Annotated in this window: 20 protein-coding genes; 12 read left to right on the forward strand and 8 right to left on the reverse strand. The window is 71.8% G+C overall.

Going from position 1 to position 14,153, the window contains the following annotated elements; genetic code table 11:
* Positions 1 to 52: 52 nt before the first annotated feature.
* Complete coding sequence (locus LN037_RS29720; RefSeq protein ID WP_230760301.1) at positions 53 to 268, reverse strand: hypothetical protein; 216 nt, start codon at positions 266 to 268, stop codon at positions 53 to 55.
* A 56-nt stretch (positions 269 to 324) separates the two neighbouring features.
* Positions 325 to 600, reverse strand: a complete 276-nt coding sequence (locus LN037_RS29725) for a hypothetical protein (RefSeq protein WP_230760303.1) — start codon at positions 598 to 600, stop codon at positions 325 to 327.
* A gap of 63 nt (positions 601 to 663) precedes the next feature.
* Here LN037_RS29725 and LN037_RS29730 point away from each other — a divergent pair, with 63 nt between their 5' ends.
* Positions 664 to 1,599: an ATP-dependent DNA ligase gene (locus LN037_RS29730; RefSeq protein ID WP_230760305.1), complete on the forward strand. Its 936-nt coding sequence runs from the start codon at positions 664 to 666 to the stop codon at positions 1,597 to 1,599.
* A gap of 147 nt (positions 1,600 to 1,746) precedes the next feature.
* On the opposite strand, the gene LN037_RS29735 is transcribed toward LN037_RS29730, so the two are convergent.
* Positions 1,747 to 2,310: a hypothetical protein gene (locus tag LN037_RS29735; protein WP_230760307.1), complete on the reverse strand. Its 564-nt coding sequence runs from the start codon at positions 2,308 to 2,310 to the stop codon at positions 1,747 to 1,749.
* Between the two features lie 158 nt (positions 2,311 to 2,468).
* Here LN037_RS29735 and LN037_RS29740 point away from each other — a divergent pair, with 158 nt between their 5' ends.
* A complete protein-coding gene (locus LN037_RS29740; RefSeq protein WP_230760309.1) occupies positions 2,469 to 3,338 on the forward strand; it encodes a trypsin-like serine peptidase in 870 nt (289 codons plus the stop codon).
* The gene (locus LN037_RS29745) at positions 3,335 to 3,856 is read left to right on the forward strand and encodes a hypothetical protein (protein ID WP_230760311.1); all 522 of its coding nucleotides are present in this window, start codon (positions 3,335 to 3,337) and stop codon (positions 3,854 to 3,856) included. The genes LN037_RS29740 and LN037_RS29745 overlap by 4 nt, the downstream gene beginning before the upstream one ends.
* Positions 3,857 to 4,104: 248 nt before the next feature.
* Here the strand turns inward: LN037_RS29745 and LN037_RS29750 are convergent, their stop codons facing one another.
* A complete protein-coding gene (locus tag LN037_RS29750; RefSeq protein ID WP_230760313.1) occupies positions 4,105 to 4,851 on the reverse strand; it encodes a hypothetical protein in 747 nt (248 codons plus the stop codon).
* 157 nt (positions 4,852 to 5,008) lie between these two features.
* Here LN037_RS29750 and LN037_RS29755 point away from each other — a divergent pair, with 157 nt between their 5' ends.
* Together LN037_RS29755 and LN037_RS29760 are read left to right on the forward strand one after the other, a co-directional pair.
* On the forward strand, positions 5,009 to 5,209 hold the full coding sequence (locus LN037_RS29755; RefSeq protein WP_230760314.1) for a hypothetical protein: 201 nt from the start codon (positions 5,009 to 5,011) through the stop codon (positions 5,207 to 5,209).
* A 104-nt stretch (positions 5,210 to 5,313) separates the two neighbouring features.
* Positions 5,314 to 5,505 (forward strand): hypothetical protein, encoded by a 192-nt coding sequence (locus LN037_RS29760; protein ID WP_230760316.1) that lies wholly within the window; start codon positions 5,314 to 5,316, stop codon positions 5,503 to 5,505.
* A gap of 56 nt (positions 5,506 to 5,561) precedes the next feature.
* Here the strand turns inward: LN037_RS29760 and LN037_RS29765 are convergent, their stop codons facing one another.
* On the reverse strand, positions 5,562 to 5,858 hold the full coding sequence (locus LN037_RS29765) for a hypothetical protein (protein ID WP_230760318.1): 297 nt from the start codon (positions 5,856 to 5,858) through the stop codon (positions 5,562 to 5,564).
* Positions 5,859 to 6,161: 303 nt separating this feature from the next.
* Here LN037_RS29765 and LN037_RS29770 point away from each other — a divergent pair, with 303 nt between their 5' ends.
* Together LN037_RS29770 and LN037_RS29775 are read left to right on the forward strand one after the other, a co-directional pair.
* On the forward strand, positions 6,162 to 6,428 hold the full coding sequence (locus tag LN037_RS29770) for a hypothetical protein (RefSeq protein WP_230760320.1): 267 nt from the start codon (positions 6,162 to 6,164) through the stop codon (positions 6,426 to 6,428).
* Complete coding sequence (locus tag LN037_RS29775; RefSeq protein ID WP_230760321.1) at positions 6,425 to 6,853, forward strand: hypothetical protein; 429 nt, start codon at positions 6,425 to 6,427, stop codon at positions 6,851 to 6,853. Before LN037_RS29770 ends, LN037_RS29775 begins: the two co-directional genes overlap by 4 nt.
* A gap of 198 nt (positions 6,854 to 7,051) precedes the next feature.
* On the opposite strand, the gene LN037_RS29780 is transcribed toward LN037_RS29775, so the two are convergent.
* Both LN037_RS29780 and LN037_RS29785 read right to left on the reverse strand, forming a co-directional pair.
* A complete protein-coding gene (locus tag LN037_RS29780; protein ID WP_230760323.1) occupies positions 7,052 to 7,348 on the reverse strand; it encodes a hypothetical protein in 297 nt (98 codons plus the stop codon).
* 3 nt (positions 7,349 to 7,351) lie between these two features.
* Complete coding sequence (locus LN037_RS29785; protein ID WP_230760326.1) at positions 7,352 to 7,657, reverse strand: DUF6247 family protein; 306 nt, start codon at positions 7,655 to 7,657, stop codon at positions 7,352 to 7,354.
* Positions 7,658 to 7,810: 153 nt separating this feature from the next.
* On the opposite strand from LN037_RS29785, the gene LN037_RS29790 reads away from it, so the two are divergent.
* The 5 genes from LN037_RS29790 to LN037_RS29810 all read left to right on the forward strand — a co-directional run bounded on the left by LN037_RS29790 (position 7,811) and on the right by LN037_RS29810 (position 12,865).
* Entirely contained in the window at positions 7,811 to 8,062 is a 252-nt protein-coding gene (locus tag LN037_RS29790) for a hypothetical protein (RefSeq protein WP_230760328.1), read from the forward strand.
* Positions 8,059 to 8,934 (forward strand): RNA polymerase sigma factor, encoded by an 876-nt coding sequence (locus LN037_RS29795; protein ID WP_230760330.1) that lies wholly within the window; start codon positions 8,059 to 8,061, stop codon positions 8,932 to 8,934. The genes LN037_RS29790 and LN037_RS29795 overlap by 4 nt, the downstream gene beginning before the upstream one ends.
* Positions 8,931 to 10,037, forward strand: a complete 1,107-nt coding sequence (locus LN037_RS29800; RefSeq protein WP_230760332.1) for a hypothetical protein — start codon at positions 8,931 to 8,933, stop codon at positions 10,035 to 10,037. The genes LN037_RS29795 and LN037_RS29800 overlap by 4 nt, the downstream gene beginning before the upstream one ends.
* A 124-nt stretch (positions 10,038 to 10,161) precedes the next feature.
* Positions 10,162 to 11,799 carry a hypothetical protein gene (locus LN037_RS29805; protein ID WP_230760334.1) on the forward strand — a complete coding sequence of 546 codons (1,638 nt, stop codon included), beginning with the start codon at positions 10,162 to 10,164 and terminating at the stop codon, positions 11,797 to 11,799.
* 118 nt (positions 11,800 to 11,917) lie between these two features.
* On the forward strand, positions 11,918 to 12,865 hold the full coding sequence (locus LN037_RS29810) for a putative endonuclease domain-containing protein (RefSeq protein ID WP_230760336.1): 948 nt from the start codon (positions 11,918 to 11,920) through the stop codon (positions 12,863 to 12,865).
* A 20-nt stretch (positions 12,866 to 12,885) separates the two neighbouring features.
* Here the strand turns inward: LN037_RS29810 and LN037_RS29815 are convergent, their stop codons facing one another.
* Positions 12,886 to 13,989 (reverse strand): tyrosine-type recombinase/integrase, encoded by a 1,104-nt coding sequence (locus LN037_RS29815; RefSeq protein ID WP_230760337.1) that lies wholly within the window; start codon positions 13,987 to 13,989, stop codon positions 12,886 to 12,888.
* Positions 13,990 to 14,153: the final 164 nt, after the last annotated feature.

Raw genomic sequence — 14,153 nt, forward strand, 5'->3', positions numbered from 1 at the left:
CCGATCCACCCGCCCGCGTCGGGTTCATCCCGAGCCGACGGGTCGGCGGTCATCATCTCGTCGGAGGCGGGGGTTCTTCATGGTCGTGGGCGTCCGTCTCGGACGCCCGGGTGATCACCATGAGTCCCTGCGGCAGCGCCCCGAACTGCTCAAGGATCTTCTCGAGGGGAACGCCTCTGAGGATCGCTCGCGTCGCTACCCGCTCCTGGGCCGGGTCGGTGATGTAGCCGTGCTTCCGCGCCTCGTTGTCGGGGTCGATCCACGCCATTGGAACCGCTCACCTCCCTTCGACCCGACCGCCGGGGCCGGCGGACCGACCGAGACCTAACCCTGTTGGTGGCGCTGAGCGCGAGAGACCAGCCAGCGCAGCAGTCCGCGGGCGGCGCGTTCCTGTGTGTCCTGCTCGGGGCGACAGGTGTCGCTGTCGGAGTCGGTGCGTTGGACGACGTCCTCGAGGGCGGCGGCGAGGGCGAGGTCAACACAGCGGGCCTCCACCGGCATCCCGACGACGCCTTCGCCCGCGTGGCTGTCGTGGTCGTCGGGCCAGATCGCGAGCGCGACGATGTCGGTGCCGAGAAGCTCCGAGGCCCGTAGCTGCACCCGGATCAGTGTCCTCGCCCGCTGCGGGGTTCCCGTCTGGCCGAGCGCTGGTAGACCGGTCAGGTGACGACCCACCGGCCGATGCTCGCCGTGGCCGGCGACCCGCCGGCGCACTACCGGTGGATCGAGTGGAAGTTCGACGGGCACCGCACCAACGTCAGCAGCGGCCCGGGCGGGGTGCGGCTGACCAGCCGTGGCGGGCACCGCGTCAGCGACCGCTACCCGGAGATCACCGCCGCGATCACCGAGGTCCTCGGCGCCCGGCCCGTCGAGCTCGACGGGGAGCTCGTCGCCCCTGGGACGGGCGGGCTACCGGACTTCGAACGCCTCCAGGCCCGCGCCCGCAGCACGGCGACTCCGTCGCGGGTGGCGGCGAGCCCGGTGAACTTCGTGGCCTTCGACCTGCTCGCCCTCGACGGCGTCGACCTCACCGCCCGGCCCCTGCACGAGCGGCGGGCGCTGCTCGACGGGCTCGGACTGGAGGCTCATCCGCGGTTGGTGTGCTCGCCGGTGTTCACCGACACCGACCCGGCGGTGCTGCTCGAGGTTGCCCGCCGCCAACGGGTGGAGGGGATCGTCACCAAGCGCCCGACCGCCGCCTACGCCGCCGGTCGCCGCTCGAAGGCCTGGATCAAGACCGTGCTCACCGAACGGCGCCTGTTCACAGTGGCCGGGGTCGCCCGCGGCCGCGCCCGCCACCCCGACGGGGTCGGGGCGCTGCTGCTCGGCACCCCAACGGCCGACGGCGGCCTGACCTATGTCGGGGAGGTCGGTACCGGTTGGTCGCGCGCCGAGCACGCGCACCTGGTCGCGCGGCTGGCCGAGCTCGCGGTCGAGACCTGCCCGTTCACCGAGAACACCGCGGCCCTGCCGGCCTCGGCCCGATTCTCCCGGCCGTCGTTGCAGGGGTGGGTCGCCTACCGCGAGCACCGGCCCGGGCGGCTGCTGCGCCATCCGTCCTGGAAGGGCCTGGGACCCGACACCGCCGGCGCCACCTGATCGTCCCGGTCGACCGAGGAGCCTGCGGGGGTGCGCCTGCGGGGTCCCGGGGTGCAGGGTGGCCGGTATGCGGACCTGGAGGACCTGGCGGGAGCTTCGCCGCCGCGGCCGGCGCCTGAGCCTGCTCGCGGTGGCCCGCGGCTGGTCCTAACCCGGCCCGCCGCCACACCGCCCCCCACCGGCGGCGCCGGCCGAGGTGGCGCACCCAGGGCGCCAGCGGTCGTCGCGGCCGAAGACGACGACATGCACCGGGACCTGCCGGACCTCGGCGCTCAGGGCGCAGTGGCGGGGTCGGGTGGTCGCGACGACGACCGCGGCGATCTCGCGGTGCGCCCCGAGGCGGCGCAACCGCCCACGCAGCGCATCGGTGGCGCCGTGATCGGCCACCACCACCGCCACCCCACCGCCCAGGCCGCGGCGGCTGTCCTGGCTGTCCTGGCCGTCCGGCACGTCGTCATCGGAGGTGATGAGCAGTTCGGCGGTGCCGCCAGCGAGCAGCGCCCGCTCCCGGTGGGCGCCCAGCCCCGCGCGCCGGGCGGCGACGGCGAGCTCTTCGAGGGCGGCGGCGTCCGGCCCGGTCCCGATCTGATGGTCCTCGAGCAACGCCACCACTCGCTGCACCACCCACTCGACGCTGCGAGCCGAGGACGGTCCGCGGGCCCGCCGCGGCGCGGCGGCGGCGGAGACGCTGACGGTGGTCTGGGTGTTCACGGGTCGGCGACCTCCTGCACCGGACCGGTAGCCCCCGATGGGATGGGGCGATCCCGAGCTTAGGACGAGCACGACGACCCGGTGACCCGAGCTCGACACACAGTGTGTCGTGGGCCACAGTCGGGATCCTCGGGTGGGGGCGGCCGGGTCTGCTGGATGTGCCGCGAGTTCCGAGGTCGACCCTGCTGGTCCTCGCCGCGACCATCGCCCTCGCGCCCGCCACCTCACCGGCTCCGGCGGCGGCGAGCGCTCCGGCCGCGGCCGCCTCTGCAGTCGCGGTGGCGGAGTCGCGGGTGGTGCTCGACCCGAGCACCGGCCCGGTCCGCGGCGCCCCGATGCCGGCCGCGGACGCCTCCGGGGACCGCTACAACGCCGGGCTGGCGGGGTCGGCGGTCGGGCAGCTGTTCGGGACAGAGGACGGGCAGGACGGGGCGTGCACCGCCACCGTCGTCGCATCGAAGTCCGGGTCGGTGCTCGCGACCGCGGGGCACTGCGTGTTCCTCGACGGGCAGTGGGCCCAGGACCTCGAGTTCGTCCCCGGCCGCGACCGGCGCCGCGCCCCCTACGGCCGCTGGAAGGTCGACTCGGTCGCGGTCGACCAGCGCTGGGCAAAGGGCCAGGACTGGTCGCACGACGTGGCGTTCCTGCGCCTGGCCCCGCAGGAAGGCAAGAGCATCGCGGCGGTGACCGGGGCGCAGGGCATCTCGTTCTCGCTGCCCGCCAACACCCCGCCGGTGACGCTGCTCGGCTACCCGGGCGAGGAGCCGTTCGACGGGACCACCCTGCGGCGCTGCTCGGCCCCGGCGGCGGCTACCGACGACCCGGCCGGCGCGAGATCGTGGGGCATGGCCTGCGAGATGACCGCCGGGTTCTCCGGCGGCCCGGTGCTCACCGACCTCGACCCCACCTCCGGGGCGGGCTACGTCATCGGCGTCGGCAGCCACTATCGGCTGGCCTCCAACGACCGCTGGAGCGCCCGCCTCAACGACGACGCCCTCGCGCTCTACCGCTCCATGGACAACCCATGACCGGTTGGCGCCGCACCGTCCGCGAGAAGCCCTACCCCGACGGTGTCGGGCCGCGGCCCGGGGAGCGGGCCTACGTGGCGCCGGAGCTCAAGTGGGCGGTGAGCGTGGGCTACCTGCTGCGCGCGTCGTGGACCGCGATCGCCGCCGCCGCCCTGATCCACACCGCGGCCGCGGGGCCAATCCCCGACCCGCTCGCCTCGCCGTGGCTACGGGCCGCGACGGTCCTGGCGGCGCTCGACCTCGTCGTCTACCTCGGGATACTCGCCGCGCAGCGACTGCGCCCCGCGTTGGGCACTGGATGGCTGGAGACCCCGCTCGTCACAATCATCCTCGCCGTCGCCGCGCTGGCCCCGGGATCGATCAACGCCACCAGCGCGGGCGGGACGATCTTCATGACGGTATGGCTAGTCGGGCTGACCGGCTACACCCTGGTCGCGCACCTGTGGATCCTGCGCTGGTACCGCCGCCACCGGCCCCCACCGTTGACCGGCCCGGTAGGCAGCCTGACCTCCCCGTAGCCACACGCGGCGGTCCTGCGGGGAGGAGCACCAACGCCAGGATCGGGTGCCCGGGACCGGGGGTTGCGTGTGAGGATCGGCGGCGGGCGCCGGCCAACCCATCGGTCCCCCGCCAGGGACCGCGGTGCCCGACCCGTCCCACCGACCCGGGACGGGCGCGGCGGCAGCCTGCTCCTCCCTGTCGGGGAGGGCGGGTCGCCGTCGCCTCTCGAGCAACCCCGCCGAACCACCCGCCCATGGAACGGCGGTCAAGCCCACCAGGTGCGGTGGATGGCGGCGGGAACCTCGGGGTTGATCCGGCGGCGCACCAGGTGGCGCAGCACCAGCAGCGGCCGGTCGACCGGATCGGTCTGCTCCCAGTGGTCGGCGACCCCGGCGACGAAGTCCGATTCTCCCACCTGCCAGATCGTGTCCGCGAGTTCCTCAAGTTCGAGCTCGTCGACCGACTCGGTCACCACGTTCACCGCGAGGACGACCGCGGCCCGGTCGCCGTGGGCGGCGAGCTCCTCGAGGACCTGCTCGGCCGCGATCTCGTGGCCCACGTCCAGCCGGTCGAACTGCTCCGCGGTCAGCTGCGGGCGCCCCGCTGCCCGCAGGGCGTCGTCGACGATGGCGTTGAGCTCGACATGCAGACGCCGCGGAGCGCGAGCAAGCCGGTCGGCGGCCGGGTCGTAGCGGCGCACCGAGCCCGGCGCCAGGATCGGGAGCGGGTCGGCCAGGCGCAGCCGGTAGAGCGGGCAACGCCCGGACTGGGCCTCCCCGTCCTCGACCACCGGTCCATCGCGGCCGGCGCGGGCCTCCGCGGCCCAGTAGTGCGCGTGGTCGACCTCGTCTCCGCAGAACACGCACACCCCGTCGGGGCGGTCGCCGCCGTCGCTGCGACCGCAGTAGCCGGTGTCGCCGAACCGGCCGCCCTCGAACACCAGGACCGCGAGCCGCCCGCACGTACACAGCTCCCCCGCCTGCGCAGGGCGCTGCGACGGCTCGGCGCTCACCCGCATGATTGTCCCCCAGCCCTGACGACGACCCGCCAGCCACCGGCCGCCACGCTTGATCTGCCGGGACGATCGCACAGGGCCCCGACAGCCACTGCCGGTTCCTGTCTTCAGGTCGGTTCCCGTCAGGTCGAGCCGGGGCGGGTACACCGAGCCGGTGAGCAGCCCCTCCCCCGACCCGAGCGGCCCCGGTGCCGGCCCCGACGAAGGCCAGAGCCGCCCCGCGGCGCCCGACGTCGACGCCGTGGCGCAGCGCCGGGCTGCGCTCACCGTCGCCGGCGCCGCCCGCGATGTGGAGGAGGCTCGGATGTTTCTGGCCATGCTCGGCCTCGACGACCAACCCCTCCCCGACGCCTGAGGCCGACCCGGGAGTCGCACAGCGGCAAGGCGGCGGCCGTCGTCACGCGGACGGGGGTGTGTCGGCCCGAACTCGACTCCCCGACCGAACCTATGATCGAACACGTGATCGAATACGACCAGCCGATGCCGCGGGCGGCGACGCTGGCCGAGCGGATGCGCTCGGCCGGGATCAGCGACGAACGCGCGAACACCGCGATCACCCAGGGCCGGGTCCGGGTCGGCGACGACGTCGTCACCGACCCCGAACACCCCACCCCGTGGCCGACCGCCTGGGTCGTCCTCCCCAGCTCCTGACCCCACGCCTGAACCCGGGCGCCGTGAGAGCGAGCGACTCGGGGTCGACCTGGCGCCTACAGCGAGCGACGCCGCGCGGCCGCGTCGCTGGGCAGCCCACCGCCGATGTTCGGAGGTGGGGCGTCGAGCACCGAGGTCCGGTGCGGCTCCCACAGACACTGCGACACCCGCACCGCCCGGTCGAAGATCGTGGTCACCGCGACCTCGCAGGCCGGGCCGCCGAGGTGCTCGAGCAGATCGGCCAGCGCCTCGCGGGTCTGCGGGCTCAGCGGTTCCCCGTCGCGCAACAGCGCCGCCGAGCGGATCACCCGCTCGCCCTCGGCGCGGCGGACGGCGCGGGCTCGCGCGGACATCGGACGCACCCCACCGACGTTAGAACACATGTTCGATGCGCGCGATCGCACAGGCAGGCGAACCACGGCAGCCGGACAGCCGCACCGGCCCGAGACCCCGACGCGGCCCCAGGGGTCCGGCGCCCAGGGGGGCCGGGCGCCGGACCGCGCGGCGCAGGTGGGGGGCACAAGCGCCGCGCACCGGGATCTTCGCACCGCCGGCGCCGAACCGGACGATCGGTGCGGGCGCACCGAGGTGCCCGCACGGGTGCACCGTCAGCCGATGGGTGCCCGCGGCGTAGCCGGTCGCGATACCGTGATCCCGTGGACCAGGACCCGATGCGCCGCTCCGGGACGCCTCAGGTGCCGCCGCCGGCGGCGCAGGGCGCCTCCGACGACACCGTCGCGCGGTCGGTGATGGCCCGGATGGTCGCCCGCCACGGGGCGCCGTCGCTCGAGGACTACCGGCGCACCTACACCGCCGCCGGGCTGGAGTGGCCCGGCGACGACGCGGTCCGCGCGCGGCACCCGGTCGCCGACGACCCCACCTCCACCGGCACCGCCAGCTCGACGCGGCACTCCGCGGCGTGAGCGGACCCGCCCTCGGCGGGAAGGTCCTCGACGCCTCGGCGCTCGTCGCCCTGGTCCGTGGGCGGCTCTCCGTGATGACCTGGATCGACGTCGCCCGCACGGCGGGGATCCCGCTCTACCTGCCGAGCCTCGCGATCTCCGAGGCCCGCGCGCTGCGTGCCGATGCCGGACCCGACCTCGCCGATCTGCTCGGGCACCCCTGGGTCGTGCTCGGCGAGCTCGATACGACCACCGCCGCTGCGGTCGAGCAGCTCCTCGAGCGCGTCGCCCACACCCAGCCTGCCGACGCCGAACCGGTCGAGGTCGTTGACGTCCTCGCCGGCCACGTCGTGCACATCGCCCGCACCCGCCGATGGCCGGTCCTGACCACCGACCCCGACCGGCTGTGCCGCCTCGACCATGCGGTCGAGGTCCAGCTCCTCTGACCTCGCTCAGATCGATCTCTTACGCGCGGGAGCGGCGTTGATCAGCTGCCGAGTCGCCCGGCTGGACGAGCCGGCCCTCGGCGTCGAGCTCGAGGTCGCAACGACATCGTCGTCCAGTGACCGGGCGAAGCGCGTAGCCCGAGCCGGGCACACCTCCGACGTCTCGGTTAGGTGGCGCCCTCCCGGCGAGGTCGCGGGTTACCCGATCCAGACGATGTCGTCGATGACGACGCGGTCAGATTCCAGAGCGCGGGCGGGGTCGAGGACGACCTCGTTTGGGCGGTGGTAGACGGTGTACAGGACCTGGCCGTAACCCTGGTTGGTCTCCATCGGCCAGAGCAGCGTCGGGAACTGGCCGGGCTGGTCGGGGTCGGTGAAGAACCCGGCCAGCGGAGTCAGCGCGAGGGCCTCGACCACCTTCGTGAATTGGGCGCGGGCCTCGGCGGGGAGGTCCGCGACCAGGTCGTCGACGAGATCGGTGATGACCTCGTACACCGGCTACAGGCCGGCAGTTCGCCGGGTCACCGACAACGGCTCGTCCCGCGGGACCGGTCGCCCGGTCTTGCGTTCGGCGATCCGGCGCACCGTCGCGGCGTAGCGGTCAGGGTCTGCCTGCAGCAGCGCGATCCCGCGCCACCGCTCCAGCGCTACCTGCTCCGCTTCGGTGTCGCCGGCGCAGCGGGCCGCGTCGAGCGCCTCGTGGAACCGGGCGCGGTCCTCGGGCAGCAGCGACGTGCTGATCGCGCCGACCGACGCCCCGCGACCCAGGTACGGGTGCATGCTCGGCGACGGGTCGGCTGCCACGTCGGGAGCGTACCGCCATGCAGCCGGAACGGCGGGGCCCTCCGGCGCGACACCGACCCCCAGAAATCGAGTTCTCGGGAACGTTGCACGCTTCGGACTGTCGGCGCCTCTAGGTGTCGTACGACTCCGACGCGCTCCCCCCGAGAGGTTCCGATGCACCCCACCCCCGACGACCTGTTGGTCCTGACTGTCCTGGCGTGGAGCCAGGTGGCTGCCTGGTCGCTGAGCCGCACCCGCCTCCTGACCCAGGCCCGGGTAGCGATCGCTCGGATCGAGGCCGACACCACGGTCCGGACGCAGGCCCTCGCCGCCGAGCGGGACCGGCTGCTGCTCTTCGCCCGGGACCGGCTGCCGGGATGCACGGCGACCTCACCGGTCGTGCGGCCGGTGGACGGCGCGGCGTGAACGGCGCGACCGGCGACCCGGGTCCGCCCGGGGATGACTCGGTCCCGCGACCCCAGGGCCCGCAGCGGCTCTACGGCATCGTGATCCATACCGGGGATCAGGCCGAGGTCCACCCGCACGAAGCCGGTGCCCTCGACGACCTGCTCTCCGAGCCGGACCTCGATTGCGTGGTCGACCACCTCACGCAGCTCGGACCGATGTCAGCGGGCGAGACCAGCTCCGGCACGCCCGCGCCCGACCGCGATACCATCCTCGAGTTCTCCGACTTCTACCGGGATCGAACACCGAAGTTGGTCGTCTTCCTGCGCTACCTCGGCGCCTCGTTGGACGACGCTGCGGACGTGGCGCAGGAGACCATGCGCAAGGCCTACGAGCGGTTCTCCCCCCTGACCAACCCGGTGGCCTGGACGCGAACCGTCGCCGCCCGCGAATGGCACGCCCGGGCCTCCCGCGCCCGTCCCGAGACCTCGCTGGAGGACGCGCCCGCGAGCCACGCGCTGCTACGGGCGCGCGACGACATCGCCGAGTTCGAAAGCCGCGCCGAGTCCCTGAACCTCGTCGCCACCCTGCCCCGACGCCAACGCCAGGTGCTCGCGGCGACCTACGACGGCGCGACCCCCACCGAGATCGCCCGCGACCTCGGGCTTACCGCGGCGACGGTGCGCAGCACACTGCGCCACGCCCGCAACTCGGTCGCCGAGCTGCTTCCCCAGGCGCCGCGCAGCCGACCGCCAGGTAACCCGAGCCGCTGTCCCGTCGCGCCCGCGCCGCGCGGCGAGGGCGCGGGAGAGTCCGACCAGAAGCACGACGAGAACAGCCACCGGACTGCCCCGCACCCGGGGCCCGACGCCCGACAGGGAGGCCGACCGTGACCCCGCGCGATCCCACCGACGACGTCCCGAACCTCCACTGCGACGCCGAGCACGCTGAGCTCGTGCGCGACCTCGACCTGCACCACGCGGCGGTCGCCGGACTCGGCGGGCTGCTCGATCTCGACGCCGGCCTCGACGACATCGTCGGCCGCGCCCACCATGACGGCCTCGTCCGGGACGCAACCGCCGTCCTGGACATCCCGAGTGGGCTGGCGGACATCATCGCCGCCGACCCGGCAGCCATGCCCCCGTTCGCCCGGGAGTACCACGACATCGGCGTCGCCGATCGCCGGACCGGCCTACTGGGCGAGGAGAACGCCACGTCCACGCCGCTGGCGGCCCTGTTCCGTTCGTCGGTCTCCACGGGGCGCCCCGGCTTCGTCGGCACGGTGCGCGATAGCTCCGGGGACACCGACGGCGCGCGCCTGCGCGTTCGCACCCACCCCGAATTCGACCGGTTCCTCGAGACGCTCCGGCTTCTCGAGGAGGTGTCCCCTTCGGCGACCCATCAGGCTGAGGTGCTGTGGCTCGACGAGGTCGGGGAATACAGCGAGTTCACCAGCAACGCCGGCGTGCTGTCCTGCTCCTTACCCCGGTCCGATCTCATGGCGCGACTGCTCGACTGGATCGAATCCTGGTACCCAGCGAGCAGGATTGGAGGCGTCCCCGAGGAGCGCCTCCGATCCAGCGTCGCGGATGGCAAGCACGCAGGGATCCGCAGCGCCCTGAAGAAGCAGGCCGAGGCACTCGGACACGAGGTTCTCGACATGCGCTTCACCGTCGACAGCGACGCCGCTAGCTGCGTGATTGTTCCTCCACATGTCTCGGGTCTGACCTTCATCCTGAGTCCAATGACGAATGCCCTTTCTGTTGCGACGCATCAACTGCTCGATGTTTTGGACGCCATGACGCTCGACTTCACCGACGCGGACCTGAGCGCCACCGACCTCACCGGACTCAATCTGGAAGGCGTGCGGTGGTCCTCGCGAACCCGCTGGCCCGCCGACTGGAAGGACCTGATCGCAGAGCACTCGGAAGGGCTCGGCCCGGACCTCTACGAGGTCCGACACCCCGGGATGCTGCACGGAGCACGATCGTGGTGATCTGGCGCTCCTTGAGGCACCCCTTGCCACCCGGCGGGACAGAGCCGCTACGCCGAGACCCTCAGTCACCGGGCCCGTCCGCTGATGGGGTTTTGCCGACGACATCGGACGTTCTGGAGGCCTCGTGACCGAGGTCGATTGGGAGCACATCGTCCATGTGTACGAGGACATGGTCGCCGTGCTGCTGAGCAACCTCCACCCGCACGCCGAGAGGATCGACGGTTCCGGGGGTGACGGGGGACGAGACGTGCAGCTCCGTGAGAACGACCGGCTCGACATCTACGAGCTCAAGAGCTTCACCGGCCGCCTCTCCACAGACAAGGGGCGTCGCGCCCAGGTCGAGCGCAGCCTGCACCGAGCAGCCGCACTAGAACCCACTAGCTGGTCCCTGGTCGTGCCCATCGACCACTCCCCCGCGGAACTCGAATGGTTCGACGGGTTGAGGTCGAACTACTCTTTCCCCCTGCATTGGCACGGCAGGACCTGGCTCAACGCGCGCTGCGCCGACCTCCCTCGGGTCCGGCGGTACTTCCTCGAGGACGGCCACGAAGCAGCCCTGAGGATCGTGCGCGAGATCGCCGAAGAGAAGGAGTACGTGGGCGACGACGTCTCCACCGGGCTCGCTCGCCTGCAACGACTCGCCGATCAGCTGGACCACCTCGAGCCGTTTTATCGAGCCCGCGTGATCGTGGACCACGATCGCACGAGAATAGAAGTATACCCCCGATACCTCGGCGCCGAACGCGAGAGACCCGTGTTCCTCACCGGCCGCATCCGACTCTCATCGAGCGACGTCGACCAGCAGGTCGCCCGGCGACTTCGCGACTACATGCGTTTCGGCGACGAGGTCGAGATTCCCGCTGAACTGACGGGCGAGATCGGACTCAATGACGACATCTTCGGCCTCTCCCAGTACGTCACAGGTTCGACCATCACGCTGGCCGGAGCCGAACCCGAGGAGGTGCGCTTCACCGCGCAGCTTCACATCTACGACCCCGAAGGAACCCGCCTTGCCACGCTGCCCATCCTCATCACGGAACGACGACGAGGACAGTCCGGCGCCCGCCTGACCGGCGCGGACCCGACCAATTCGGTCCGCGTCGAGCTGAGCTTCGACCTGTTGACCCTAAAGGCGGACCTCGGCATCCGGAGCCGTCAGGCACCGGACCTCCTACCCGGCCCCCTGCTCGCGCTCCTCAAGTTCCTGGAGAAGCTACGCCAGCCGAACTCGATAGCGCTCCAACTCGGCCGGGAACCAGTGCTCGAGCGACGCCCGCTCGACTCGGACCACCTACAGATCGAACCGGAACTCGTCGATGCAGTCGAGAAACTGGAGCTAATCCAACGAGAAAGCGGTACACCATTTCCCGTTCCTGAGCAGTTTTCCCATGCGGACATACAAGAACTTGATAGGGCCTATCGGTACTTCACCGGACGTCAGGTCCGACTTCAGACGTCGCAGCTAACGACCAATATCCATTTGGCCTCGCTGAACGACTGGGAGAGCTGGATTCTAACTGGCGAGCCCATGGCCGTTCTCTTCATAGTGCTGGACTACACCTACGAGATTGCTGACGTAGCGGTCCCGGCTGGACGTGCAGCGATACATCTATCGCCCGTGCGAGTCGCGAACGGACAGGAGCTCCTCGATCAACAGCCGTGGACGGACGAGCGCAGCGTGAGAGTGCAACTCAGGGTTGACGAAGGTGGCGCGATCGTTGTACTTCGTGCTGCACCCGAAGATCATGATCATGAGCTTTAGAACGCAGTTCCTGGGCTTCTGCCCCGGGCTGCGCCTATCGGCCTGTCCGCGTCGGAGCTCGGTACGTCGCTGACCCGCGAACCGGGTGCCGATCACGGCGGCAGGCACACTGGTCGCCGTGGCGAGAGCACCGAAGCCGCAGCCGATGCGCGAGGCGATCGCCGAATCGCTCTGGTCCCACGTCAAGGACTACGACCTCGCCGAGTTCTGCGAACGCCTGGGGCTCGCAGCTCAGCGAGAAGGCGAAGAGCCCGGCCGGTCGAAGCGGGGATACGTCAAGGCCCGGCTGAACCTGCTCGGACTACACGAGCTGGTGCCGATCGCTCGCGCCCTACTCGCGGAGTGGGACGACGAGGACCTCCAGGACCTCGTCGACCGCGCGGGCGCGCTGGGCGTTGCCGGAGAGTTGAGGAACCTCATCTTCGCTTCGAACGGTTCCAAGCCGAAGATCGTGCTGCGCGACGCATTGGCCAACACGCTCGAGATCACCGAGAACGGCCACACTTGCCTGATCTACGACCGGCCCCTACCCGAGGAGGGCTTGACCTGGGGCGCGCTGGTCCGGTGGTGGGCCACCGAGAAGCTGCACGAAACCAACCTCCACGTCGCCGGTCACCACCTCTACATGCGACTGCTGGACTCACTCGACGAAGGCCCCGAGCGCATGGTGCTCTGGACCTACGCCCGTCGCTACGGCTTACCCGATGGCGATGCGGCCGCGGCGCTGCTCCCGCAGGTCTACTTGCACTACGACCCCTATCTGCGACCCGACCCCGAACGGCGACCGGACGTGGTCTGGCGCCAGCGCATGGATTTCCTGCTGTTGCTGCCTGGTCGTCGCCGGGTCGTCATCGAGGTCGACGGGCGCCAGCACTACGCCACTAGCGACGGCAAAGCCAGCACCTCGCGCTACGCGCAGATGGTTCGCGAGGACCGGCGCCTGCGCCTCGCCGGCTACGAGGTCTACCGCTTCGGCGGCGCCGAGTTCCGTGACGCCGATGGAGGTCGCGGAACGCTCGAAGAATTCTTCAGCCGCTTGATCGACAACCCGCCGACGGGTCTGTAGGAGGACCGGGCGCGCGATGCCTAACCAGCCATGAGGCGGGTGGGATTGGTGTCGTCGTAGCGGCGGGCTTCTTCGACGTAGGGGGCCATGGAGCTCGGCGAGCGCCAGCGGCCGTGTTGCTGGACGGCGTGGTAAGCGGCGCCGCCAGCGAGTGCGGTGGTGGCGAACCCGCGGCGGAGGCTGTGCCCGCCGTAGTCGCCGTCGAGCCCGGCCGCTTCGGCGCGGCGGGTGATGGTGTCGCGGATGGAGCGGGTCGACAGGGCGGCGGCGCGGGGGCGGCTGCCGTGGCGGTCGACGGGGCGCCAGGCGGGGCCGGCGATGATGCCGTGGGCGCGCAAAAGATTGGTCCAGCGTCGCCAGGCGGTGATGGCGTCGAGGTCGTCGTCGGTGGTGGTGATGCCGAGGGTGGTGCCGTTCCCGGCTTGGTCGGCCTTCGAGCGGCGCAGGTGCACGGCGAGGCCGCCGACGTGGCCGGTGTCGTCGTGGTCGACGGTGATGTCCGCGAGCTGGAGGCGGTGCAGGTCGTCGGTGCGCAGGGCAGCTTTCCAGCCGATGAGCAGCATCGCGGCGTCGCGGGCGTCGGCGAGGTCCTCCTCAGGACGTAGCGGGGCGAGGAGCTGTCGCATCTGGGCGGGGCGCAGGGCGGTGCGGCGCCGAACGGGCGCCAGGCCGCGTTGGCGTCGGATCCCAGCGAGCACGCGGGCGACGCGTTCGTCGTCACAGGGGTTGTCGTGCCCGGCGGGGCGGTGCGCGACCGCGATCGCGGCCCGATACCCCTCACACGTCGAGGGCCGCAGCCCAGCTCGCACGAGGACCTGGCCTTCGACGATCGTCTCGACCGGGTCGGCGGGGGTCGCAGGGCGCCATTGCGCGGCGAGGTCGGCGAGGAATCGGGCGATGGTCATCGGCTCGGCCGGCAGGGCGGGTTCGTCGTGCTCGGCGCACCAGATGGTGAAGCGGCGCCATCTGCGGGTGTAGGCGGTCCAGGTGGAGTCGACGCGGCTGGCGCGGGCGAGGTCCTCGGCGCGGGCGGTGAGCTCCCCGCGGCGCGCGACGGGCCCGTCAGCCGCGGGGACGACCAGCTCGCTGGCTCCCCCGGCCTCGTCCTCGTCGACGGGCGCCATAGTCACGGGGCGGGCTCCTCGTGGAGCAGGCCAGCGGCCTAGTAAGTGCCGGTAGCGGTTGATCCGGGCTCGGTCATCGGGGTGCTCCTGGTGTTGGTTCGGGTTCGGGTCGGGCCATCACTACCGGGAGGCAGCGGATGTCGAAGGGCGGGAAGCTCACGCGG

It is taken from the genome of Actinomycetospora soli, from assembly GCF_021026295.1.
GTDB lineage: Bacteria > Actinomycetota > Actinomycetes > Mycobacteriales > Pseudonocardiaceae > Actinomycetospora > Actinomycetospora soli.